21 protein-coding genes and 1 tRNA gene are annotated in these 23,567 nt (G+C 54.2%); 12 read left to right on the forward strand and 10 right to left on the reverse strand.

Going from position 1 to position 23,567, the window contains the following annotated elements; translation table 11 throughout:
* The first annotated feature begins 478 nt into the window (after window positions 1-478).
* From HY913_05995 to HY913_06010, 4 genes are all read left to right on the forward strand, one after another.
* Window positions 479-1,150, forward strand: a complete 672-nt coding sequence (locus HY913_05995) for a hypothetical protein (protein ID MBI4962810.1) — start codon at window positions 479-481, stop codon at window positions 1,148-1,150.
* A 35-nt stretch (window positions 1,151-1,185) separates the two neighbouring features.
* On the forward strand, window positions 1,186-2,577 hold the full coding sequence (locus HY913_06000; GenBank protein ID MBI4962811.1) for a (Fe-S)-binding protein: 1,392 nt from the start codon (window positions 1,186-1,188) through the stop codon (window positions 2,575-2,577).
* Window positions 2,578-2,854: 277 nt separating this feature from the next.
* On the forward strand, window positions 2,855-5,092 hold the full coding sequence (locus HY913_06005; GenBank protein ID MBI4962812.1) for a PAS domain-containing protein: 2,238 nt from the start codon (window positions 2,855-2,857) through the stop codon (window positions 5,090-5,092).
* Between the two features lie 43 nt (window positions 5,093-5,135).
* Window positions 5,136-5,672 carry a universal stress protein gene (locus tag HY913_06010; protein ID MBI4962813.1) on the forward strand — a complete coding sequence of 179 codons (537 nt, stop codon included), beginning with the start codon at window positions 5,136-5,138 and terminating at the stop codon, window positions 5,670-5,672.
* A 145-nt stretch (window positions 5,673-5,817) separates the two neighbouring features.
* Here HY913_06010 and HY913_06015 read toward each other — a convergent pair whose 3' ends face one another.
* Window positions 5,818-7,248 (reverse strand): DUF4139 domain-containing protein, encoded by a 1,431-nt coding sequence (locus tag HY913_06015; GenBank protein ID MBI4962814.1) that lies wholly within the window; start codon window positions 7,246-7,248, stop codon window positions 5,818-5,820.
* Window positions 7,249-7,435: 187 nt separating this feature from the next.
* On the opposite strand from HY913_06015, the gene HY913_06020 reads away from it, so the two are divergent.
* From HY913_06020 to HY913_06030, 3 genes are all read left to right on the forward strand, one after another.
* Window positions 7,436-8,800, forward strand: coding sequence for an iron-sulfur cluster-binding protein (locus HY913_06020; protein MBI4962815.1), 1,365 nt, complete (start codon window positions 7,436-7,438; stop codon window positions 8,798-8,800).
* Window positions 8,801-8,881: 81 nt separating this feature from the next.
* Entirely contained in the window at window positions 8,882-10,930 is a 2,049-nt protein-coding gene (locus tag HY913_06025) for a TIGR04283 family arsenosugar biosynthesis glycosyltransferase (GenBank protein ID MBI4962816.1), read from the forward strand.
* 356 nt (window positions 10,931-11,286) lie between these two features.
* A complete protein-coding gene (locus HY913_06030; GenBank protein ID MBI4962817.1) occupies window positions 11,287-11,799 on the forward strand; it encodes an O-acetyl-ADP-ribose deacetylase in 513 nt (170 codons plus the stop codon).
* Between the two features lie 396 nt (window positions 11,800-12,195).
* Here the strand turns inward: HY913_06030 and HY913_06035 are convergent, their stop codons facing one another.
* The 3 genes from HY913_06035 to HY913_06045 form a co-directional block, all read right to left on the reverse strand.
* Entirely contained in the window at window positions 12,196-12,633 is a 438-nt protein-coding gene (locus HY913_06035) for an MGMT family protein (GenBank protein ID MBI4962818.1), read from the reverse strand.
* A gap of 24 nt (window positions 12,634-12,657) precedes the next feature.
* Entirely contained in the window at window positions 12,658-13,131 is a 474-nt protein-coding gene (locus tag HY913_06040; GenBank protein ID MBI4962819.1) for a GNAT family N-acetyltransferase, read from the reverse strand.
* A gap of 101 nt (window positions 13,132-13,232) precedes the next feature.
* Complete coding sequence (locus HY913_06045) at window positions 13,233-13,865, reverse strand: LysE family transporter (protein MBI4962820.1); 633 nt, start codon at window positions 13,863-13,865, stop codon at window positions 13,233-13,235.
* Window positions 13,866-14,338: 473 nt separating this feature from the next.
* On the opposite strand from HY913_06045, the gene HY913_06050 reads away from it, so the two are divergent.
* Window positions 14,339-14,896 carry a pentapeptide repeat-containing protein gene (locus HY913_06050; protein MBI4962821.1) on the forward strand — a complete coding sequence of 186 codons (558 nt, stop codon included), beginning with the start codon at window positions 14,339-14,341 and terminating at the stop codon, window positions 14,894-14,896.
* A gap of 253 nt (window positions 14,897-15,149) precedes the next feature.
* Window positions 15,150-16,349, forward strand: coding sequence for an acyl-CoA N-acyltransferase (locus HY913_06055; protein MBI4962822.1), 1,200 nt, complete (start codon window positions 15,150-15,152; stop codon window positions 16,347-16,349).
* Window positions 16,350-16,426: 77 nt separating this feature from the next.
* Here the strand turns inward: HY913_06055 and HY913_06060 are convergent, their stop codons facing one another.
* From HY913_06060 to HY913_06085, 6 genes are all read right to left on the reverse strand, one after another.
* Window positions 16,427-17,065, reverse strand: a complete 639-nt coding sequence (locus tag HY913_06060) for a DNA ligase (GenBank protein MBI4962823.1) — start codon at window positions 17,063-17,065, stop codon at window positions 16,427-16,429.
* 66 nt (window positions 17,066-17,131) lie between these two features.
* Window positions 17,132-17,599 carry a protease inhibitor I42 family protein gene (locus tag HY913_06065; GenBank protein ID MBI4962824.1) on the reverse strand — a complete coding sequence of 156 codons (468 nt, stop codon included), beginning with the start codon at window positions 17,597-17,599 and terminating at the stop codon, window positions 17,132-17,134.
* 93 nt (window positions 17,600-17,692) lie between these two features.
* Window positions 17,693-18,136, reverse strand: a complete 444-nt coding sequence (locus HY913_06070; GenBank protein MBI4962825.1) for a DMT family transporter — start codon at window positions 18,134-18,136, stop codon at window positions 17,693-17,695.
* A 133-nt stretch (window positions 18,137-18,269) separates the two neighbouring features.
* The gene (locus tag HY913_06075) at window positions 18,270-18,563 is read right to left on the reverse strand and encodes a hypothetical protein (protein MBI4962826.1); all 294 of its coding nucleotides are present in this window, start codon (window positions 18,561-18,563) and stop codon (window positions 18,270-18,272) included.
* Window positions 18,564-18,789: 226 nt separating this feature from the next.
* Window positions 18,790-18,875, reverse strand: a tRNA-Leu gene (locus HY913_06080).
* 96 nt (window positions 18,876-18,971) lie between these two features.
* A complete protein-coding gene (locus HY913_06085; GenBank protein MBI4962827.1) occupies window positions 18,972-21,563 on the reverse strand; it encodes a DNA internalization-related competence protein ComEC/Rec2 in 2,592 nt (863 codons plus the stop codon).
* 234 nt (window positions 21,564-21,797) lie between these two features.
* Here HY913_06085 and HY913_06090 point away from each other — a divergent pair, with 234 nt between their 5' ends.
* The 3 genes from HY913_06090 (at window position 21,798) to HY913_06100 (ending at window position 23,471) form a co-directional block, all read left to right on the forward strand.
* On the forward strand, window positions 21,798-22,565 hold the full coding sequence (locus tag HY913_06090; GenBank protein ID MBI4962828.1) for a DUF4115 domain-containing protein: 768 nt from the start codon (window positions 21,798-21,800) through the stop codon (window positions 22,563-22,565).
* 253 nt (window positions 22,566-22,818) lie between these two features.
* A complete protein-coding gene (locus tag HY913_06095; protein MBI4962829.1) occupies window positions 22,819-23,160 on the forward strand; it encodes a hypothetical protein in 342 nt (113 codons plus the stop codon).
* A 101-nt stretch (window positions 23,161-23,261) separates the two neighbouring features.
* Window positions 23,262-23,471 (forward strand): hypothetical protein, encoded by a 210-nt coding sequence (locus HY913_06100; protein ID MBI4962830.1) that lies wholly within the window; start codon window positions 23,262-23,264, stop codon window positions 23,469-23,471.
* Window positions 23,472-23,567 lie beyond the last annotated feature (96 nt).

Raw genomic sequence — 23,567 nt, forward strand, 5'->3', positions numbered from 1 at the left:
CGCCGAGTGGGAGCCGCCAGGCGATCGGCATGATATCACGATAATATCATTGGCGCTTTTGTCGAAAGTCGTCGTGAGGATCGGACAGGTCCATTATCCGGCGCGTACGTGTCCCCGCGGTGGGTTCCTTCGCGTGTTCTGTCTCGAACTCTTTCCCCATAGGTCTGCCAGACAAATGCTCTGGTTTACTATTGTTTTAGTACGTGATAATCCAGCTTGGGCTTGAGTCATTCTGTCAAAATAAGTTCTTGACTTATTCAGTGAGGTAAATTATCTTGAATTTGGTCCCACAAATTGACTGTGCGGCTGTAAGAAATAATTTGATGGTTCTTGTTCCAAACCAACGAACTCATCCAGATGAATTCAAAGCTCAGAGCTTCCGACCACATGACCAACAGTAAGAAGAAGCGATAACACCTTGGAAAAGCGCCCATTCCGGGCCTAGAAAACTGTCTCACCGGAGGGAGAAAGACAAGTTATGGAGAACAATGTAAGCCACGCGTTGTGGGTCCTACAGGAACCGGTACAGTACGTCTGCCTGAGTTTTATGGCACTAATGTACGGGATTAAGATCCGCCAACTGTTGAAGAAACCGCTTCCGCCCGAAAAGGCCGAACTCAAAGGCGATCGGGTTGCGGGCGCCATCCATTCTATCGGAAATGTGCTCCGGCCTTGGGAAATGGAGAGCACTCAGAAGCATCTCTATTTCTATGGGGAATTCCTTATCTTCCACATAGCTGTCGCGCTCACCATCGGGTCGACCTTTTTCATTCCTCTGACCCCGTGGCTTATGACCCCTCTGGTTTCAAAGGTGATCATGGTGTTCATGGGCCTGGCCTTCCTTATCGGCCTGCGGCGGATTTACCGACGGCTCACGGTTCCGGAAATCAGGATCATCAGCAGCCCGGATGACTACTTCGCTATCATTCTCATGACCGTGTTTTTCGCCGTCGGGTTCGTAACGATGTGGCTGTGGATCCAAGGAAAGGCGGAGACCGGTTGGATGTGGCTGTTCTTCCTGATGGTCACGTTCTTCCTGCTCTACGTTCCGTTCAGCAAGATAGGACACTATGTGCTCTATCCCTTCGGCCGCGTCAATTTCGGTGTGACGTTCGGAGGCCGGGGGATTTTGAACCAGAATCCAAAGTAATCGATTACTTAGAGAATAATATCGGAGGAGACAAAATGCCCGATCCGGCAGAAGAGAAAGTAACCCAGGCTCAACCGAAGCCCGAGAAACCCGAAAGACTTGGGTCCCCAACCGAAAGAAAGTGGCCCATCAAAACTGAATTTACACCGGAAATGCTTGCGGAAATGGAGAAGCTTCTTCCTTCCAAGCTCAACCGGATAGTGGCGGCCTCCCTCGCGGGATGCATCCACTGTGGCATGTGTTCCGACTCGTGTCACTACAGCGTTTCCATACCGGAGGACAAGACCCTGTTGCCTGCGTACAAAGCTGACCGGTTCCGAAAGTGGTACAAGAGCCGATATGACTGGATGGCCAAGGTGTTCCCGTCTTTTGTGGGCGCACAACCGCTCACCAAGGAACTGGCTGAAGAAATGTACGACAAGCTGTGGGGCGGGTGCACCATGTGCCGACGCTGCACGTTCAACTGCCCCATGGGGGTGGATTACGGTCTGCTGACCCGAGGTGCTCGCGGCATAATGACCGCAGTGGGCCGAGTGCCTGCGAACTTGCAGGATACTGTGGACGCGCATTTCAATCACGGGAACAACATGGCTGTCCCCCAGGACGAGTTCGTGGAGACCATCGAGTGGATTGAAGAGGAACTCCAGGACGAAGAGGGGTGCTCGAACTTCAGCATTCCGGTTGATAAGAAAGGCGCTCAATACTTTCTTACCTTAAACCCGAGAGAGCCCAAGTACTATCCATTGACCATCCAGGCCACCGCGAAAGTGCTGAACGCCGCTGGGATCGACTTCACCATTTCTTCCAGGTACTGGGACCTGACCAATTACGCGATGTTCAACGGAATCGACCCTGATGCCAAGCAGTTCGCTACATGGCAGGCCGAGGACGTTCAGAGGCTGGGATGCGAATACCTTCTTTCGGGCGAGTGCGGCCACGGTTACCGAGCCCTAAGATGGGAAATGCCCAATTGGCTTGGCGGAGTTCCATTCAAGATCACCAGCGTAATGGAATTGATGGCCAGGGTCATTCAGGAAGGAAAGCTCCGGATTGACAAGTCCGCGTGGGCAGGCAAGCGCTTCACCTATCACGATTCCTGCAACATCGCCAGGTCCGGGGGAGTCATGGAAGAACCCAGGACCATTATTCGGGCCGCGGTCGATGACTTCGTGGAAATGGAGCACAACAGGCAGTTTAGCTTCTGCTGCGGTGGCGGTGGCGGTGCATTGGCAATGCCCGAATTCTCTCCACGCCGAATCGCTGCAGGGAAGATCAAAGCGGATGAGATCCGTGCAACCGGCGCCAATGTCGTGCTGCAATCCTGTCACAACTGTACTGACCAGTTGAAAGAGATTTGCGAGCATTACCACATTGACGCCAAAGTGATGAACTTGGCGGAGCTTGTGGCCGCGGCCCTCGTGCTCTAACGGATGGAGCGATCGGTTCCAGAGCTGTTCAGGCCCGCCAACCCGTTCTTTGGGACGTGACGCCGTCAATGGCTCTTGTCGTAAACATCACCGGCCCGGCCGGTTGCGCGTGCTATGGCACTGAAGAGGCCCAAGGGGGTTAAATCCTCTTGGGCCGTTTCAAGATAAGGTCCATATTCCGGCGGCGTCAACAAGGTACTCTGATCAAGCTCCGCGGCTCCAACCAAACCGAGGGTACCGTTCGGTCCTCCTAATGTCGCCCGCGGAAGTCGCCAATATGTTGAAGACAGCCGTCAGGATTATCGGGAAGTTTACCCATAGTTTGAGCTTTAAGCTCAGCTTTTACGCTGGGCTAACAATGTTGACGGCTCTGCTGGCTTTCTCATATCACTCGATTTCTACGCAGGAAAAAAATCTCGTCGATAAGATCATCCAGGGGGCGCTAAAGGACTCAGAGGTCATAAAGGCGGCGATCTGGAACGGGATGATGACCAACGACAGGCAGGTCATCCGCGAGATCGTACGGGCCATAGGCGGACAAGGCTTCGAGCGGATCAACATCTATGACGCCAAGGGGGTGTTGCACTATTCGAGTCACGATCTGGCGGAAAGCCGCTCTGCTGCTAGGACGAAAGCGCTTTTGGAAGGCATTGCAGGGGACACGCGGATCAGGCATCGCTTCGCGGATGACGGTAGATCGATCTACGTGGTGAACCCCCTGGTCAACACCGAGAGCTGCTCCTCGGCAGCCTGCCACGCTCATCCGCAATCGGAAAAAGTGTTGGGGGCATTGGAGGTCAAGCTTCCTTTGGACCGTGTGAAGGAGGAGATTTCCAGGAGCACCAAACAGACGGTGGTATTCGGAATCCTGCTTTTCATTCTTATTTCCACTGTCAACGGTTTGGCGGCAATCTTTCTGGTGAACCGAAATCTCGCGAAGCTCACAGGTGATGCAGCGAGAATGGCGCGAGGGGAATTCAGACTTGATGCGCCCATGACCGGCTCCGATGAGATGGCTGAGTTCTCGCGCTCTTTCGAAGATATGGGACGGCGCATAAAGGAACGGACCGAGGATTTGGATCACCGGCGCCGGTACAACAAAAGCCTGTTCGAGGAAGCTCCCTGCTACATGACCGTGGTCAGCAAGGACTACCGCATTGTGAGGGCTAACAGAACGTTTCGCGAGCAGTTCGGCGATCAATTGGGCAAGAACTGCTTTGCGGGTTACAAAGGACTTGACGCCAAGTGCGAGAAATGTCCAGTGGAAAAGACATTTGCAGACGGGTTTTCCCATCAATCGGAGGAGGTCTGGAAACTGGAGGATGAGGACGCCTATGTGATGGTTAAGACGTCTCCCATATACGACGACGTGGGAAACATTTCAGAAGTACTGGAAATGTCGGTGGATGTCACCAGACTCAAAAAACTTCAGATGGAGCTGCGAAGAAAACAAGAGGAGTACCGATATCTCTTTGAGAATGCCCCTTGTTATCTGACCGTGGTGGATCGCGATTTCAATATAGCGCAGACAAATGCGCTCTTCGATCGCGACTTCGGACCCAAGAACGTCGGGAACAAGTGCTTTGCCGTTTACAAGAAACGTGACAGCAAGTGCGAAAATTGCCCGGTGGAGAAGACTTTTATGGACGGCCAGAGCCACACCTCCGAAGAAGTGTGGCGACGGAACGGGGACCCTACGTACGTCGTGGTCTCAACAGCTCCGGTCACCGATGACAAAGGCAATATTCTAGCTGTGATGGAGATGAGCACCAACATCACGGAAATAAAGCGCCTTCAAGGGGAACTGGCCACCTTGGGCGAGACCGTTGCAGGCATGTCGCACAATATCAAAAACATATTGTCAGGGCTTCAGGGCGGCGTGTACGTAATGGATTCCGGCCTGACGCGGGGCAAGCAGGACAGAGTCGAGGCCGGCTGGCAGATGGTGAAGAATAACGTCCAAAAGGTTTCTGACCTGGTTCAAGGCATTCTTTACGCTTCCAAGGAAAGGACCCCGGAGTACAAGGAATGCGATCCGGGAACGCTTTTGGCCGAAGTTTGTGATCTTTATGAAGAAAGGGCCGCCAAGGAAGCGGTAAGCTTCAAAAGGGATTTTGACGCGGAAATGGGCCTATTCCTCCTGGACCCCACGGGCATCCACAGCGCTCTGTCGAATCTCGTCTCAAACGCTTTGGACGCGTGCCGTTCTAAGGCACCCGCAGGGCCGTGTCGGGTCAAGGTTGCCGGTCGCATTGAAGGGAGCCGGCTTTTGGTTCAAGTGAGCGACAGTGGAGAAGGGATCCCCGAAGAAGTCAAAGACAGCCTCTTCAACAAATTCTATTCAACAAAGGGGGCCAAGGGGACGGGTTTAGGGCTTGTAATCACGAGGAAAGTGATTGAGGAGCATGGCGGAGGCCTCAACGTAGAATCTCAACTGGGACGGGGAACAACTTTTTTTATCGAAATCCCGCTGAAATCAGTGCGAAACGAAGAAGCGGTCAAAGCTGCCGTTTAAACAAACGTTTAGAGAATAAGCTATTACATGGGAGGAGCAAAGCATGAAAGGAATCGGATTGTGCGCCATCTTTTCCAGACAAGGCGATTGGGCGTTTGACTATGCCCTTTCTTTGGCGAGAAAGCACAAGGCAAAACTCAATGTCTTCCATTTTCTCGAATCACCTTACGCGGTACGCCGCGACGTGGTTTTCGTGGACGCCAACAAGGAGAAGACAGCGGTCGTGACACCGGCGATCATTGCTGAAAAAGACAAGGAGCTGCGCCTGAAGTACGATGAGCGCCTCGGCGACTATGTCGATGTGGGCTTTCGTCTGTGTGAAGGCAGTGATGAATGGGAGCTGAAAAAGTGTTTCAAGCGGGGCGACTACGAAGTTCTGGTGATTGGTTACCAGGCCAAGGGTGCAGACTTTGGAGGCACGACCACCATCGAAGAATTTGCGGGCAGGTTTCACGGTCCGCTTATTCTAGTCGGTCCGGAATCGCCCGACGTTTTTCACATTAATGAAAAGGCCAAGGCCCTCCTGGATCAGTTGGACATCCCTGAAGGAAAGTGGGAAATGCTCAACGGGTCAAAGTGACAATCCACCAGCCGACAAACGAGGGAAGCCCCGCAGGGGCTTCCCCTGCCTTCAACATTTTCGCCTCTGGGGTCTTTTGTCCTCCCGGTGGAGAGAAACCTTGCTTGAAAGCGACCTTCACTTGAGACGCTCTTCTTTACCATAATCATATCCCTACGCGGACTCGATACTTCACGTTCACCTCCTGGTCCTTGGGTACCTTCACGTCAAACCGAATAGTGCGGGCATCGACCTTTTTGTACGGATGTGTGTTACTGATTACTTGCCAGCTTCCGAACAGCGGCTCCACTATTCCCACCGTGACCTCACGGTCCTTGCGGTTCCGGATTTTCATTTCCCATTCGGACTCATGGAGATGCGTGGAGATCTGCTTATAGTCCGTCTGCGTTCGTTCGGCCACCACATCAAAGGCTTCCCCGATCTTCAGTTTTATCTCCTCATCTTTTGGCGTGTGCTGAATTCTGTCCTCGCCGATAAATTGTTGGCTCCCACTCTCATCTTGTTTGTACAGGCGCATGACACCGGCCGGGAGAGGCATGCCCAATTGGTTTTCTTTGGAATTCTTACATTTGATGTACACGTTTACCGGCTGCTTGGGATTCTTTTCCCGGTACTGGCTTGAGAAGTAGGCTTTGATTCCGTACACGAGGAGTTCCTTCTGAATTCCCGCGCCGTGGGCTTCCAGCAGGCTTATCTGCTTGCTTTGCCGGTCCTTGAGGGTTGTTTTTCTCTGCAAATCGTAAATGTGGTATTCAAAGAAGGCCTTTTCTTCAAATTGCGCGGCCTTGGCCATGGCCGGGGCGGCTCGGTCGACTGCCATCATGCGGCGCTCCGCCACAGCGGCAACTCGGTGAACCTCACCTGCAACGAGTTTCAAGCGAGCATTCTTGTACGTGGCGCCGCTGTTGTTATCCAAGCTGACCCAGCCTGAAAAATCGGCCGTCGTATCGTCTTTGTTGATCACCACTACATAGTCTGCTTTCCAGTTCAGGTCCTGCGTCAGATATGACACCTCCAGGTTGTGGGAATCACCCGAGCCGTTCTCGTAGTTCCAGGTGAGGGTAGGTTTCGCGATGAGATTTTCGGGCAACTTCGGTAAAACCTGGGTCCCGGGGTGCCCTATGAAAATTTCGTCATTTATCTTGTAGATAGGTCCTTCGTTGTTGCTCAGCAACGTTGCTTCCACCACTTCCTTCCTGTCCTGGAACTTGTTCCAGTCGATGAGCTTGATCTTCTTGCCCACATACTTGTCAAGAAGTTTGGTTGCATTTATCAGGTCATATTCATAATTCTGTTCAAGGACGGTAAAATTCTTCGGGTCGCTTGCCGACCTTGCGTGGACAGTAACAGGCATGATCCGGGATGCAACATCCATGAATCGCAACTCTCCGATACCTTTAGTGAGGGCTATTTTTCGGGTGTCTTTGACCAATCCGAGGTTGTTGTTATATACCGTGACTTCCACTCCAATTTGGTCTTCCGCGGAACTTGCGGTCGCAGGGTCCGACGCGTGGGCTGTGGACGAAGCAAGGGCAAACATGGCAATCAAAAGAAAGAGGCCGTATGTGACTTTCATGGTATGAACCTCCATTCGACGAGATAATCTTTTGACCAATCCGAATCTGAGAAGGGCTTCGCAAAAACTCCGAGGTTGTTACATTAGGCCGTTCGAAAATTTTTCGATCCATGAAATAAAGATGCCGGATGACGGCACTACGGTGTAAAAAGCTTAGATGGAATTGTCGAAAATTTGCTGAGGGGTGATGAGCTGGATGGGAACGGAGTTCAACTTTCGGAAGAACGCGGCGGAAGCCGTTCGGGACATAGCCCTGCGGGGGGCTATGCGAACCGCCACGGACATGTTCACAACCAAAAGGACGCAAGCGACTTCGTCCGTACCTTTAGAGGAATGGCGCGATCGCGCGTCCGAGATCAAGGTAAAGGTCCTTCAAGACCTGTCCGGATATCTGGACCAATTCGCTGTGAATGCGACTGCTGCCGGGGCCGTTGTGCACCGCGCGCGGGATGCGCAGGCGGCACGAGACATAATCTTCAACGTTCTCAGGGACAGAAAAGCCAAGAAGATCGTTAAGGCCAAGTCCATGGTCACTGAAGAAATCCACCTCAACCCGTATCTCGAATCTCACGGCATGGAGGTGGTGGAAACGGATCTCGGCGAGTACATCGTGCAGCTTGCCGGAGAGCCCCCGTCCCATATCCTCGCTCCGGCTATTCATAAGAGCCGCCAGCAAGTGGGGCGCCTGTTCGCGGACAAATTGGGCGTCGAATATACCGATGACCCGACTATTCTGACTCAGATGGCACGAAAGGCATTACGAACCGAGTTCCTCTCTGCCCACGCGGGGATCTCCGGCGCGAATTTCGCTATCAGCGACTCAGGGAGCCTTGTGATATTCACCAACGAGGGAAATGGCCGGATGGTTACCACCTTGCCCCCGTTGCACATCGCGGTGCTGTCCATCGAGAAAATGCTTCCCGGTCTGATGGACCTTACGACGTTCATCAAGCTTCTCCCCCGCTCTGCGTCAGGGCAAGGGCTTTCCAGTTATCTTTCGGTGATTACGGGCACGAGAAAACCGCACGAGAACACCGGAGCAAAAGAGCTTCATATAGTCCTGTTAGACAACGGACGCTCCGAAATTCTCAAAGGTCCGTATTGGGAAATACTCAAGTGTATCCGATGCAGCGCGTGTATGAATGTATGCCCTGTCTACAGGGTAATCGGGGGCCACGCGTACCGGTCCACTTATCCCGGCCCCATGGGCATAATCCTCACTATCCTCTTAAACGGAATGGACGCGGCCCATCCGTTGACCGACGCGACAACGCTCTGCGGCGCGTGCACCGAAGTCTGCCCGGTGAAAGTCCCTCTGGGGAAGCTCCTTCGGTTGCTGCGAGAACGCCGTGTTGAAGAAGGATTCACTTCCCAGGCAGAGAGAGCCGGGATGGCCGCGTTTGGCCTGGCGGCAAAGCACCCTTCCCTCTTCAGAGGCTCACAGGCTATGGCTAGGCTGGTCTGGCCGTTTCTTAGCCAAGTCACGGACGACAAAGTGGTGGCCAGGATGCCGAAACCGGCCGGTAGCACTTTCAGGAAAAAGATCCGGTAAGGAGCCGGCACGCTTGGTCGGCTCCACAATTGCTAATCGGAAAGCAACCCGATACACTCTCCGCCACAGGAGAGGCTTCCAATGAGGGACCACTCGCGCATTGCCGTAATAATTCCCGCGCTGAATGAAGAGCGTTCAATAGGGAAAGTGATTTCAGCCATTCCCGCCTGGGTAGACGAAGTCATCGTCGGCGACAACGGCTCCACTGATCGGACTGCCGCTGTGGCCCGCGGGCATGGCGCACGGGTAGTTTACGAGCCGCGGCGGGGCTATGGTTCCGCGTGCCTGACAGCGTTGGCCGAGCTAAACAATCCGGACGTGGTCGTGTTTATTGACGGCGATTCCAGCGACCATCCTGAAGAGATGTCTCTTCTGGTCGATCCAATAATCAGCAATGAGGCCGACCTTGTCATAGGGTCTCGAACGCTGGGCCAAAGAGAAAAAGGAGCGCTGCCACTGCTCGCCCGCTTCGGCAATTGGCTGGCCTGCTTTCTTATTCGACTATTTTGGGGCGCCAGGTTCACTGACCTGGGACCCTTTCGGGCAATCAGGCACTCTGCCCTCCAACGACTTGATATGCGGGACCCGGACTACGGCTGGACTGTTGAGATGCAGATAAAGGCCGCCCGGGACGGTCTTCGGTTCATGGAAGTGCCGGTCTCGTACCGTCGGCGGATAGGGAAGTCAAAGGTCTCAGGCACGTTACGGGGAGTGGTCGGAGCTGGTACCAAAATACTCGGCACGATTTTTCTAGCCGCACTGGGCGGACTTCGCACACGGAGGGAATGCGAAGAAAGGCTTATCATATTCACTCGCTACCCTAGACCCGGCGAAACCAAGACCCGCCTGATCCCGGCATTGGGCGAGGAAGGAGCCGCGGACCTCCACCGGCGCTTGACCGCGAAAATCGTGGAGGAAGGAAGAAGACTCAAGAGGACCCGCCTTGTTTCACTGGAAATCCGTTACCACGGCGAAACGGAAGCCGAATTTAGACAATGGCTAGGACCGGATTGTGCATACAGTCCCCAGGGAGAGGGGGATCTTGGTGAGAGGATGTCTTCCTCTTTTGACGAAGCCTTTACCGCGGGGGCCCACAGAGTAATCCTTGTCGGTACGGACATACCAGGGCTTTCCCATGGGATAATGGAGAAGGCCTTGCAGGAGTTGCGGAATCGGGACCTGGTCCTGGGGCCGGCAACAGACGGCGGTTATTACTTGATCGGACTGAGGAGGCCGCCCAACCGCGCGCTTTTTGAAGACATACCGTGGGGGACCCGGACCGTGCTGGAATCGACGTTGCGAATCGCGGGCGAGCATGGCCTGTCTACCGCTCTCGTCAACCTATTAAGCGATGTGGACCGACCCGAGGACCTTGAGATTCTCTCGAAAACAGGCACGGGCAACAGCCAAACAGCATCGCCGGACCCTGTCCCGGGCAGAATTTCAGTCATAATTCCCACTCTCAACGAAGAATCATCCCTGGGCCAATGCTTGTCTTCGATCAACACCGTGCCTGATGCCGAGGTCCTGGTTGTGGACGGAGGCAGCACGGACAAAACTGCCGATGTGGCCCGCAGCCACGGCGCTAAATTGCTCAGAGGACCGACAGGACGGGCCTTGCAGATGAATCTGGGTGCCATGCATGCCACCGGGGAGACACTGCTGTTTCTCCATGCGGACACACAATTGCCCGACGGCTGGACCTGTCATGTCCTACGGGAACTCGATAAGCCGGGCACTGCCGCGGGGGCCTTTGAGCTTAGAATCCAAGGCCGATTGCCGGGCCTCGCATTCATCGGAAGGCTGGCTAATCTTCGATCCAAGAGACTGCACGTCCCATACGGGGATCAGGCAATTTTCATCAAGGCTGAATTGTTCCGTAGAATAGGCGGGTTCAAAGGTCTTCCGGTGATGGAGGATTTCGAGCTTATTCGACGGCTGAAAAAATTTGGCCAGATCAGAATCGCTCCTGCGGCGGTGACCACGTCCGCGAGGCGATGGGAAGAGAATGGGGTCCTGCGGACCACTGCGATACATCAATTGATTATCATAGCCTATATGCTGGGAGTACCGCCTAAGTTGCTTGCTCGGATGCATTCCCCGAGCAAATATAGCAGTTCTCGAAAGTAATGACGGATTGACTCATGGGTGTCCCGCCAACGCGGGACGACTCCATTCAGAAAGAACTTTTGAGAATCACTATAAAATAATCTCTGTAGTTGACCGAGTCAGGCCGTCCGCATATCCTGTCGAAGGGATATCGTTATACCGATCTGCAGTGATACTTCGAACATCGCAGCGAAGAAGCACGGACCTGCTCGGGCAGGGCCGTGGCACCCGACGTCGGTGTTGAGTTTGAATAATTGGGTGCCACTGACCTGGGAACCAGGTCAGTGCCAGACAAGTTGGAGACCCAGGTCTTTTTCTTGAAAGCGAAGCGGTATTAGATCAGACTACTCGACAAGCCGAGAGCGGGGAGGGACGAAATGAAAAAGAAAATTGAGCTTATTCGAGGCGATATCACCCAACTGGACATTGATGCCATCGTAAATGCGGCCAACAACTCGCTGCTGGGTGGAGGAGGCGTAGACGGCGCCATTCATCGGGGCGCAGGGCCGGATCTCCTCAAGGAATGCCGAACTCTCGGCGGCTGTGAAACAGGGGAGGCAAAAATCACTCGCGGGTACAAGCTAAAAGCTCGTCATGTAATTCATACTGTAGGGCCGATTTACCGGGGCGGGGCGTCGGGCGAACCGAGACTCCTGGAAAGCTGCTACAAGCGGTGCTTTGAAGTTGCCCACGACAACGGCCTGACCTCAATTGCGTTTCCGTCCATAAGCACCGGCGCGTACGGCTACCCCATCGCTGACGCCTCAAAAATAGCCCTGAAAACCACACTGGCCCAGTTGGAGCGCTTTCCCGAGATTCAAAAGGTGGTTTTTGCCCTTTTCTCGGAAGCGGATTTGGACGTGTACCGCAAGAATTTGCAGGCCCTGTAGCCTCCGTGATCAGGAATTGCAGAGAGAACCATTCTGTATAGAAGTTCTAAGAAGTAATCGCGAAAATAGGTATCACACCAGTTTTTCCCCTGAAAGGGGAGTCCCATTAGTAGCCACGGGTGAAACCCGTGGTACACAGCACCTACAATTAATTTCATGCGGCCCTGAAGGGGCCGACCCCTTCAGGGTCGATACGGCGATTGGTGGGAGTTCTTTCCCTGGGTTTCACCCAGGGCTACTCACGGCATTCCCCTTCGGGGAATCCTGGATGCATGGGAAGTTTATCGGAAGTGGCCTTCGAAGGGCTGGCGCGTGCTGCTGCCAACTCGCCCGAGCGCTGCGATTCGATTCTGACAGAACTTTCCATGGCTATCAGAAGCGTCTCCCGCAGATTCCTTACTCGGATCCAACAACCAGCCGCCAGACCCCTTTGACTTGTTGGACCGCGTGCCCTTCGTTGCGCAGGTGTTCGGCCTGGCGAGCCGCACCTGGAGGGATTTTCTCCAACAAGAGGCCGTTCTTTTTCACGACCCGCCAATAAGGAGCGGTGATGGCGGCGCCTTTTGCTAGGTCTTCCTCGGTTGCCCCGGCAATGATGTTGATGAAGATCCCCGTAGTGAGAGGACAAGTCAGGTCGGCCTGAAACCGAGCGGCAAGTCGTTGCCGAAGCTCATCGACAGCGACAACATCCCCAAACGGAACCTTCTTGATTTCTTCAGCAACCAGCATTGGTGTTGGAACCAGCATTATACCGCCACCGCGAGGCGCTTCAACCGTCTTGGGTTCCATGTCAGGGCGGAGCTTCTCGGCCCAGGGTTTTCTTGAATTTTTCATCTGAGGGTCCTCTCCTATAAAAGTTCACTTGTTGCGCCCAATCTTCTCCATGAACACTAACGTGACCTTGTCGGAAACTGCCTGGCGGCTAAATTCCCGGTACCCCAGGCGCTGGTATAGGCGAAGATTTCGGAAGCTCCGATGACCTGTGAACAACTCGTATCTTCCTGCGGTCCCAAAGAACGCCTCAATCCTCTCCATCAGTTGTGTTCCTATCCCATTACCCTGAAAATCCGGGTGAACAATCAGGCGCCCAATCCGGCAGGTTCCATTTTGGAATTCGGCCCTGACAGATCCTGCTATCCGACCGTCAGCCACGGCCTTGAGAAAGACATGTGTGCCATAGCTTTCCTTCAGATCTTCGATGGTCTGAGTCAGTGGAAGCATCTCGAAATCATCGTACAATTCAGCTTCGCTTCTGTAGGCCAGATGCTGAAGGGCGAGAATGGCTTCGGCATCCCCATCGGTCGCCCGAAAGATAAGTGCTGCATTCTGCATTGATACTTTCCAACAAGGTTTATGGCAATTTGTTGCGGCTGTGTCGGCAGGCGCGTTAGCCGGACAGCCACCGGCCAAAAGCCCGCTTAACCCTTCGCAAACTACCAATGGTTGGCCAGTCCAGCGATACTGATCAGGATGATCACACCAACCACCGCTATGAGCGTGCCTGAGATTCGGTTTACTATTTGAATGCCTCGGAGGCTGATCGTTCGGTGGAAGATGCTCACCACACCGCTCAGTACCAACCACCACAGGGCTGATCCGGCAAACACCCCCAAAACGAGCAGTGCGACTGAAAGAAACCCGTCAGAAGCCAGCCCGACACCCGAGGTAGCAAAAATGGCGGCAAAGGCGAATAGAGTTATAGGATTAGTTAAAGTAAGCACAAACGCGGATGCAAAATACCTGACAAGGCCTGTATCCTCAGATCCCGCGGTTCGTTCCCTGGGCACTGACCGGAAGATCCTCACCCCCAGATAACAGAGGAACACTCCGCCGACAAGACGGAGAGCCACCTGGTGCTCAACCAGGAAATCTGCAACCGCGGAAACGCCGAAGCCGGCAATCGCGCCGAAAATCAAATCAGCACAGGCAGCTCCCAGACCTGAAGCGATCCCCGCGGCCGGGCCTCTGGCGAGGGTTCGCCTTATGCAGAGTAGAGCAATCGGCCCCACCGGCAACGCAAGGGAAAAACCTATAATGAGGCCCTTTATGAAAAAACTAACCACCATATGGTGTTCCGGGTTACGCGGCGATTGATGTAGCAAGGAGACTCGCTAGTAATGGTTTGGTTTGGCGCTCATGTCAAGCGGAAAACTCTCCGCTTCCGGCCGAGCCCGCAGCGAAATCCCGTTAGCTCACGCGGGCTTATTGCCGGAAGCAGATTTGTATGCGCGGTGTAATCATTCAGTTCCGCGGGGATGCTTCAGCTAGCAAAGAAAGAGATTATTCACCGCAGAGATCGCCGAGATCGCTGAGCGTAAGGGCGCACGGCCGTGCGCCCTTACGTCTTCTCTGCGCCCTCCGCGCGCTCTGCGGTAAAACGATATTGTGCCACTTCCCCGCTTTATTGCATGATTACTGCGAGGTTAGGTTTTTTGTTGCTTTTCAACCGGGCTCACTGCTATTGTCCTGAGCCGTAGCGGCTCACTGTCCGACCCGGTCCAAATGGATGTGCAATGACTCCCCAGGGGGCACCGGCTTGATGGACACCGGCAGACGATTACACATACAAAACAGGTTCACGAACGCGATAATTTTCAGCGGAAAAGCCCAGTCCTTGGCCGCCCTTATCGAATGGGCGGTGAGCTTGGACGTGGACTTGTCCGAGTCTGATCTGATCGGCGTGAATCTGGCAAATGCCAGACTGCCGGGCGCGCGGCTTGCCCTTGCGGATTTGACCAAGGCTAATTTGTCCGGCGCGGACTTGACCGGGGCATATTTGCCTGGAGCGAAACTGACTTCCGCTGAATTGTACGGAACCAGTCTGAGGAAGGTCAATCTATCGGGAGCCGATCTCTCCGATTGTAATTTGGGCTCCGCGGATCTGGCGTGGGCTCACCTGGCTATGGTCAACCTGTCCGAAGCCAACCTGACAAAAGCCAATCTTTGCGGAGCAAATCTGACCGGCGCGAACCTGTTTGAAGCCATCCTGAACGAGGTGAATCTCATCGGCGCGAAGCTGGAAGGAGCATCGCTTGTCGGGACGAGGTTGGCGGGCGCGAATCTCGAATGGGTTACCGGAATGGATGAGGACGCTTGAGTCTTCATGGTCAGCACCATCGCTCCCACGACCGCGTGGGTGATTTTAGATTGTCAGACGCCAACGCGCGTAATAATAGTAATTGAACAAATAGAGGCCCTAAAACAGGCCACGGTAAAAAATGCCGGTAACGACTACGGTCGGCGCGCACCGAAAGCGATGCAGGAACCTGATGTTGTTTCCCGACCGCGCGGCCGCAATGTCGACGCAACTTTCCGCAACACCTTTCGGCCACCACGGAGGATTCCAGTACATGTCCGGAGTGGACGTTTCTCCAGTCTCGTCCAACGCAGATCTGAAGGAATTCATAGACTTGCCGTGGCAAATCTATGCCGGTGACAAAAAATGGGCGCCGCCTCTCAAGCGTGAAGTCCGGCGTCTGTTGGACACCCGGCGACATCCGTTTTGGCGTTTTTCGCAGCAGGCGCTTTTTCTGGCTTATCGAGGCTCAACAGTGGTGGGGAGGATAGCGGGAATAATTGACGGCAATCACAACGAGTACCATAAAGAGAAGGCCGCAGCCTGGGGGTTTTTCGAGTGCCGCGATGATCCGGACGCAGCGGCCGCTCTGTTTTCGGCAGTAGAGCGGTGGGCGGGCGATCAGGGCATGACGTTTCTCCGCGGTCCGCTGAACCCGTCAACGAATTACGAATGCGGGCTCCTGGTAGAAGGTTTTGAACATCCACCACGGATTATGCTGCCTTACAACCCTCCGTACTACGCGAGCTTGATAGAATCGTGCGGATTTCGTAAAGAAAAGGACCTATTGACTTTCCTGAAGGACCTGCTGTCTCTGGTGGTCGATACCCACCCGGACCGGGCCAGCGACCGTTTGGAACGCCTTGCCAATCGCGTAAAGAGGAAAACAAATGTACAGATTAGGCAGGGCAGGAAAAAGGATTTCGAGGCCGAGATGGCGCTGATCGGGGACATATACCTGTCCGCGTGGTCGGAGAACTGGGGTTTTGTCCCGATGACAGCCGAAGAAATGCAAGAAGCGGGGAAGAATCTCGTCCGTATTTTGGATGAGGAGTTGGTCGTCTTTTTCTATCACGGGGATGAACCTGCGGCGGTGGTAATGATGATCCCCGATATCAATCCTCTTCTCAGGCTCTTTAACGGGAAAATAGGCCTGCGCGGCCTATACCACATGCTTTTTAGCAAAAACGGGATAAACGGTGTTCGCGGGGCCCTGTTTGGCGTGAAGAAACCTTATCAGAAACTCGGTTTCCCTGTAGTGGTTTTCGACCAGATGGTGAAGGTCCTCCGAGGCCGACCGGAATATCGATACTTGGAATTCGGATGGACCCTGGAAGATAACGCGTCCATCAACCAGTTTGTTGTCGAAACGGGAGGCAAGTTTCACAACCGGTACAGGATCTATCGGAAACCCATCGTGTCCACAAGTGAGCCGGTTGAGGCAAGCGTTTTGCCAAGGAGACAATTCGCTTGAGCGCGTTGCCTACTTGAGGGGCCTGCCCGGAATCGGGCCATTGACGCTTGCCTGTCTACGCGGTCAGCTGCCCTCGGCTACCTCTTGGGTCTCTTATTGACTTTCCTGTTCGTCTGCCCAAGCTTAGCCTGCTCGGTCAGTTCTTCAACGGTTTTCCCGCTGAGGACCGACTCGGGCCGAGAAGCCACCGGATCGTTGTCCGGGTCGGCATGTTCATCCTTCATCTTTATAAGCAGCCACTGATCCTGCTTGCCTGTTCCGAAGCGTTTAAGAGCAAATCCTCCTTTTAGTTTATTCCCATCCAACCAGACGCTTACGTGCCCGCGGTCGATCGCGTCTTCCATGGCAACGACTAAGCCATCCTTTTCACTCATATTCTTGTAAGTCCCAGCGTCCCAGACTATTGTTGCGCCCGCGCCGTAATCTCCTTCAGGGATTGCACCTTCGAAATCGATGTATTCCAGGGCGTGGTCTTCCGTGACCACTGCAAGTCTCTTGACTCGTGGGTCTGTCGAAGGGCCTTTCGGGACTGCCCAGGACTTCAACACGCCATCTACTTCCAGGCGGAGATCGTAATGCAGATTTCTGGCTTGATGCTTGTGGATAACAAAACGAGGATGTTTTCGGGCGGGTCTTGGTTTGCCGCCCTTGGGTTCCGGGGTATGGGAAAAGTCTCGTTTGCTTCGGTACGGCCTGAGGGGATCTTCTTTGGTCACATTACCCCGCAAGATAATGTCAATTAAGCAGATGCTGTAGAATGACGAGGTCACTGATATGATTTGCTATTTGACCACGACCGAAAATCTGGCAGTCCGCGCGGGCGGCTTCCCCTTCTCCCACGTACGGATGTATTGCATGGAAATTTCAGTCCTTCCGCGGCCGACTGCCTGAAATGTCCAGATTTCCTTGCCTCCTGCTCCCGGAAGTTTCGCCTCGGGCGACTGGTACGCGGAGCCTATCAATTTGACCACTTTCTGATCCAAAGCCCCTGCCAATCGCCACTGATACCCTGTCGTTCGGTTAGATTCCAACATGATTTTGAACCGCTTGCCAGGCGCAACTTCATAAGATTTCGTCAGAGTGGGCTGCTTGGAATTCTCCGGTTGAGGAGCAGCAGCCCCTGGAACCTGTCGGCCCTCTTCGGCCAGGCCGGGAACCATACCAAGGGGCGCGAAGAGAAAAACTAAGATCCAGACAATCACTGTGGTTTTCACGGATTCTCCTCTCATGATACCGCGCGCTGCGGGCATCTGGTCGCCCCCTGGCCCCGTGGCCGATTGTCCCACTGAAAGTAATATGTTCGTCCCTTCGCGGAGCCTTCGGGCAGCCTGTTCCCGGTGGTGTTAGAACCTCTTTATGATTACTACCCCTGATACGACCAATGCTACTCCCAAGACCCTCCAAATGGACGCGGGGTGTTCGGAGTACCCGACGATGCCATAGTGGTCGAGGAGCAATGAGGCAACCATCTGGCCGGCAATCATGCATGCCATCAATGTCGCGGCTCCGAGCTTGGGGACGAGAACAATGGTAACGGCCACGATAAAGGCCCCAAGCAGCCCGCCTGACCACAACCACCACGGGAGCTGCACCAGTGTCTGCATGGCAGGCCAGGGCAGGCGAACGACAAGGGCATAAATCAAAAGACCTGTCGTTCCCACAGCGAATGAAATGAGAGCAGCCAGAACCGGATCTTCAATTAATATACGGAGTTGGGAGTTTATCCCGGCCTGAGTGGGCGCGCAAGCGCCTGCAATAGCCGCAAGAAGAAGGTAAAACAGCTCCATTTTATAGTAACCTCAGCCGGATTTGGAACTCTACTCGGGGCGACCCTTTCCAACAACGTATATTACAGGACGCGCCATACCTCTAGCCTATTTTTGGGCAAGAGGCTTTTGTGTCAGTGGATCGCGGGAATTATCAAAAGGTCCTGAGCATGTATTCCAAAGAACTCTCCGGATTGAGGGGGCTTCTTTGGTATTCCTGGAAATCCCAAATTCGAATTTGATTGTTCCATTGGCGGTAGACGCGAGGATTAGGGGCCAACCTGTACAGGAAAGGATTACCAGGGCCTTGATTCGGCTGATAAGCCGGGGGGGGTGGAGTGCCCGGGTAGTAATAATACGGGTAGTAGTACTGTGCCCAGGAAAGACTCGGGACCATAGCCAATGCCAATGTGACGCCGACGGCTATGGCAATAAGAATATTTCTCATAACTTCATACCTCCAATTTACCGATCCGAGCCCCTTTCGGCCTCAAGGGGCCCGGCTACGACTCGACATGGCCGTGTCCGCGCCAGGTCTAATCAAAATGTGATTCTCCGGCCGCGGTTTAGCAAGGTCTTGTTGCGAGAAATCGCTGCAGAAGCCTTAAATCAAGATCGAATGGAAGGGACAGGCCCGTAACTTACGGTGATACAAAGGTGCGTTCGGAGAGTTGTGGTGCGAGAGGGGGGACTCGAACCCCCATGGGTTGCCCCGCCGGATCCTAAGTCCGGTGCGTCTGCCAAATTCCGCCACTCTCGCGCATGGTCCTCCCAATGCTCGTCGACCAAGAGGAGGTCTTATTATACTCCGTTCATAAATTGTCAAGCTATCTGAAATCGCGGAGGCAGTGTCCGTTCAGTTGAGCGGCCAGGTCGCAGCGGTTGCGTGCTGCCGTTTCATGATTGAGAATGCGAAGGGCTCACTGTGTTCCTCTTTTCTTTTTCCCTTGCCGGCACGGCCGACCTCGTACCGCAGGTCCCTGCCGTCAGTCCTGACAGTGACAGCGCCGTCTCGGCCGGTAATGAATATCTGAACCCCCGCGGATGCAAGGCGTTCCACGACTTGTTGGTTAGGGAACGCACCGAGATCCGCGCCGTCGCAAGAAATGACCGCTATCTTGGGACGAACCGCTTCTAGGAAATCTCTGTTGGTAGAGGTTTTGCCCCCGTGATGGGCAACCTTGAGTACCGTCGCGGCGAGAGGCACGCCGGCCGCAAGAAGCTCCCGTTCGCCTTCCCTCTCGATGTCACCCGTGAAAAGAAAAGAGACATCACCATATTCCACTCTGCAAACCACAGAAGCATCGTTTACCTCATAATGGGACATCCGGCCTTTCCCTCGCGGACATGATCGGTTCAGGAAACGCAGCGTGGCTCCACCCAGACGTACCGGCTCTTGATGCCTGTCGGCCGGCAAGATCATCGCGCCTTCCGCTCGGGCCGCGGCCACTATCGCATCGAGGTAACTGGATTGAACATCAACCGGGTTCCACCAAACGCGAGAGGGGGGCATTCGACCTATCACAGCAAGCACTCCGCCCATATGGTCCATCTGAGGATGACTGATCAAAATCCCGTCCAAGGACCGATTCCCGTTCCATTTGAGAAACGGCGCCACTATGCTCCTGCCGCAGTCAAAGTGCTCGTTCGCCACCCCCCCGTCTATCAGCAATCCTCTGGTGCCCGGCGCTCGAACAAAGGCAGCATCCCCTTTGCCCACGTTTAAGAAGCGCACCTCGAGATCAGCGTCCGGACCGACCCATGGCGGAATTGCGACGACAGCGACCAAAGCAAGGCCTGACGCAGAAATCACATGGTACTTCCTTCCGAGAGGTCCTCTTACGTACCACAGCATAAAAAAGGCTATTCCAGTGGCAACAACAAATTCCGTGGTTCCCATATGCGGTATCAAAACCGTGCTGCCGGGCAGGGCCGAAAAAAAAGACGCAATCTTGATTATCATTAAGGTCAAAAAGGCTGCCGGCGCCAAAACCCACGACCCCACCTCCGGAAGGCCTACTCCGACGGCAGTGGCAAGCAAGCCAATAGACAAAGCACCCGTTATCATGAAATCGCTGGCAAGATTGGCGAACACGGTATAGACCGGAAACGAATGGAACGTCTGGACCAGGAAAGGCAAGACCGCTATCGTCGCGGCGGCGGAAGTCAACGCAACCGCTGTTAATGGTCGCAGACCGTGCAACAATCTGCCGAGACCCTCGTGCCTTCCACCCTCCGCGTCCACTGAGTCAAGGGTGCTTTCCGAGTCCTTGCCGTACAACCGACTCATGACCGGAGAAACCATCAGAAGAATTCCCGCGACCGACGCGAATGAGAGCTGAAAGCTTGGAGTGAAAAGCGACAGAGGATAAATAAGCAGGATGATAATCCCCGCGAGAGCCAGGGAGTTGAAGGAGTGCCACTTCTTGTCCAGCAATATGGCCGTAGCAACTACCAGCCCCATGATCATGGACCGCACCGCGGGAACACGCGCTCCAACCAGAAGGCAGTAAGTTACCACCGCGGGGATGCAAGCTAGGGCCGCGAGCTTTCGCAAAGGAAGCCAAAGGAGGACAGACGGCACGGCCCTCACGCCAACCTTTACCAGCATAAGAGTGAGAAATGCCACTATAGCAACGTGCAAGCCCGAGGCAGAGAGAGCATGTACCAGCCCGGAATCCACGAAGTCTCGGTTCAAGTCCGGATCTATGTCTCCCATGTCTCCGACGATAATGCCTTTCAGGATACCCTTCACAGGCTTTGCCGAACTTTCGCCAAGGAACCTTCCTGAATGGGTTTCCAAGAAGCCAGCCATGGCTTCCCGCGCCCGGAACAGGATCGCCCCGGGCAGGAACGAAGATCCCCTTTTAAGTACTGCTACGGAATCTTCTCCTCGGACCGAGGCGAGCCAAAGTATGCCCTCATTCTTGCAGTCAGTCTCCCAGTCGTACTCACCTGGATTACCCCTGTTTAGGGGTGTGCGTATTCGGCTCTGGAAGGCTATTCTGTCACCGGCGCACAAGGGGACCTTGTTATGTCTGATCAAGAGCCTGCCGGCGCCCGGCAGCGACGTTCCCTGAGTAACATTCCTGCCCGAGTACACCAGGAGCGTCCGAAAATCGGGTCCTCTAGCCCAGGTCTTGGCAACGGTGGCGTGGATCACGCACTTTTGCACCGAAGGTTCAATGCCTTCGCGCGGATTGAGTCGCTCGGTCGTCAAACATAGGCCCAAGACGAAAAAAAGAGCCCCCACTGCGCACCATAGCAGCGGTTTTTTCTCGGCTCTCTGCGCGACAAGGACTAGGGGCAGGATTGGAAGCAGCGCGGCGAGGAACCAAACCGACAGGGGCAGATCGGCGCGAGAAGCCACAATTATGCCGGAGCATAGAAATAAGGCCGCCAATACTCCAGGATATCGTTCCAGGTTGTCTTGAAAGCGCTTGGGCATCAATGAGATCCGAACTTGAATAAACTCTTGATCATCGGGTCTCGGAATGGTAATCGAAGTCCAGAGTTTCCCCCGTGATTGCTCTCGGCCACTGGGAGGCCAAGGTTCCACAGGATTCGGTTATGGAAGGTTCACATGGGCCGGTGCTGTCGGGGGAACACTGACGAATTTCACACAGATCCGCGCGCTTAACAAGCGGAAAGTCCCATTGGCACAAAAGGTTTTCCGGAGAAGATGGAATCCTTTGGAGCGTACCTCAAGAGCCTTCGCGAAGAGAAAGGGAAATCTCTCGAGGACATTGCTGTCGGCACAAAAATTCCGGCATCAAATCTCGACTTTCTCGAAAAGGATCGTTACGATCTGCTCCCTCCGCGTGTATTCGTGAAAGGCTTCATAAGGTCTTATGTCCAAGAATTGGGGCTGAATCCGGAGGAAACTGTCAAGCGTTTCGAGGCTTTTACCAAAGATGGAGAGATGCCCGACTACTCAGAAGAGGAGCACCCTGTTTTCCATCAAAAGACTTCGTCACGATCGTTCGTTTCCACCAGATGGTTTACGGTTGTGCTGACCGCGCTCGGAGTGGTCTCGCTGAGCATCTTAGTTCTTACCGGGGTGACTCGACTGATCCTTTCAGATGACGGCCACGAGGCAGCCCGGCCTAAAGTTACGACCGCGCAGCCGCGAGGATTCACCGAGTCTACAGCTCGCATAGAGACCGATCAAATCAATGATGATACCGCTTTCGGCGATCCGGCCCCCGCGCAGGCCGGGAAGAAGGTTCTGGAAATCAAGGCTTTTGCAAATACCTGGATCCGAGTTGAACCGGACAACGGCCCGGCCGAAGAACTGATGATGGCCCCCGGGGATATCCAGATTTTCACGGCAAAACAGAGCTTTTCAGTCCAGACGAGCAACGCCGGCGGCATCAGAGTACGGTTTGAAGGCAGGGAATTGCCGGCCCTCGGGAAAACCCATCAGGCCCTGTCCATGACCTTGCCATGAAAACCTATTGTAGTGCAGGGCAAGTCTTCTCTTACGCGGGGTCAATCCCCCTGCTCCCCTTTAATAAAGGCAGAGTGAGAGTAGCTTTCTCTGCGTCTCCAAAGACGTTTGGGGGGATTTTGAACGGAGTGCGCACGGCGCCGCAAGTAGAACCGGCCCGTGACTAGATGGTAAAGTGAAGGGGCACCCCGAGCTACCGGAGACGCCCTAAATATGCTATCAATCGGATTTCAAGTCCGATATTGGAGTCAGGATGAAACAGCCCACGCAAAAGCTGCTTCTGGTAATACCGATTCGCGCGCAGGAAGACCTGATGCCCGTGGTAGAATCAGAAGGTTGGCACACGACGAAAGATCTTTTCAAGAAAACCGGCACATCTTACAATACCCATTGGAACGGTAATTACGTTCTGGATCAGGACGAAATTCCATGGAAGGCCACACAGGCGGAGACAGAGGCTCTGGAAAAATCCAAAGGCCGCGTGGTAGTGCTTTCCGAAGCGAAGTACAACATTACGGACAAGATAAGCCTTTATACCGATAGGGACGGCTCCGTCTACGCTGTGGAGGATGACCTCACGGAATTGCTCGGCTAACGTGATCGTTCTCAGGACTTGAGGGGGCTCTATGCCCGGTGAGTCCGGCATGGGAGGCTTTCTCGTCCTCCGGACCTACCCCATTGTGATTCCGAGCCCTTATGGCTGCCCAGGAGAACGGTTACCTGGCTGACTATGCCCCCGTGAGACGTGGAACAGTCGAGATGAGGCACACAAAACCGAGATTTCGTCTGAAGGAAAGGCTCACAGCCAACAAGCGAAGGAGAAAAGGCGTGGAGTTTATGGCCGGGCTGCACTCAAACAGCTTTTTCTTCTTTAAGAAAAGGAATCCTATGGATTCCAAACGCTGATCTAAGCCGTCTGCATCTGGACCCGCGGACGATCCTGTCGGGTAAGCCAGATGAACGTGAGCCGAGGCAGTGGGCCATCCTAACCCAGGGAAAGAC

The sequence above is a fragment of the Desulfomonile tiedjei genome (genome assembly GCA_016212925.1).
In the GTDB taxonomy this organism is placed as follows: domain Bacteria; phylum Desulfobacterota; class Desulfomonilia; order Desulfomonilales; family Desulfomonilaceae; genus JACRDF01.

Coding starts and splice junctions, on each gene's coding strand:
- HY913_05995 (MBI4962810.1), top strand. CDS start 479: ATGGAGAACAATGTAAGCCACGCGTTGTGGGTCCTACAGGAACCGGTA.
- HY913_06000 (MBI4962811.1), top strand. CDS start 1,186: ATGCCCGATCCGGCAGAAGAGAAAGTAACCCAGGCTCAACCGAAGCCC.
- HY913_06005 (MBI4962812.1), top strand. CDS start 2,855: ATGTTGAAGACAGCCGTCAGGATTATCGGGAAGTTTACCCATAGTTTG.
- HY913_06010 (MBI4962813.1), top strand. CDS start 5,136: ATGAAAGGAATCGGATTGTGCGCCATCTTTTCCAGACAAGGCGATTGG.
- HY913_06015 (MBI4962814.1), bottom strand. CDS start 7,248: ATGAAAGTCACATACGGCCTCTTTCTTTTGATTGCCATGTTTGCCCTT.
- HY913_06020 (MBI4962815.1), top strand. CDS start 7,436: ATGAGCTGGATGGGAACGGAGTTCAACTTTCGGAAGAACGCGGCGGAA.
- HY913_06025 (MBI4962816.1), top strand. CDS start 8,882: ATGAGGGACCACTCGCGCATTGCCGTAATAATTCCCGCGCTGAATGAA.
- HY913_06030 (MBI4962817.1), top strand. CDS start 11,287: ATGAAAAAGAAAATTGAGCTTATTCGAGGCGATATCACCCAACTGGAC.
- HY913_06035 (MBI4962818.1), bottom strand. CDS start 12,633: ATGAAAAATTCAAGAAAACCCTGGGCCGAGAAGCTCCGCCCTGACATG.
- HY913_06040 (MBI4962819.1), bottom strand. CDS start 13,131: ATGCAGAATGCAGCACTTATCTTTCGGGCGACCGATGGGGATGCCGAA.
- HY913_06045 (MBI4962820.1), bottom strand. CDS start 13,865: ATGGTGGTTAGTTTTTTCATAAAGGGCCTCATTATAGGTTTTTCCCTT.
- HY913_06050 (MBI4962821.1), top strand. CDS start 14,339: ATGGACACCGGCAGACGATTACACATACAAAACAGGTTCACGAACGCG.
- HY913_06055 (MBI4962822.1), top strand. CDS start 15,150: ATGTCCGGAGTGGACGTTTCTCCAGTCTCGTCCAACGCAGATCTGAAG.
- HY913_06065 (MBI4962824.1), bottom strand. CDS start 17,599: ATGCCCGCAGCGCGCGGTATCATGAGAGGAGAATCCGTGAAAACCACA.
- HY913_06070 (MBI4962825.1), bottom strand. CDS start 18,136: ATGGAGCTGTTTTACCTTCTTCTTGCGGCTATTGCAGGCGCTTGCGCG.
- HY913_06075 (MBI4962826.1), bottom strand. CDS start 18,563: ATGAGAAATATTCTTATTGCCATAGCCGTCGGCGTCACATTGGCATTG.
- HY913_06085 (MBI4962827.1), bottom strand. CDS start 21,563: ATGCCCAAGCGCTTTCAAGACAACCTGGAACGATATCCTGGAGTATTG.
- HY913_06090 (MBI4962828.1), top strand. CDS start 21,798: ATGGAATCCTTTGGAGCGTACCTCAAGAGCCTTCGCGAAGAGAAAGGG.
- HY913_06095 (MBI4962829.1), top strand. CDS start 22,819: ATGAAACAGCCCACGCAAAAGCTGCTTCTGGTAATACCGATTCGCGCG.
- HY913_06100 (MBI4962830.1), top strand. CDS start 23,262: ATGGCTGCCCAGGAGAACGGTTACCTGGCTGACTATGCCCCCGTGAGA.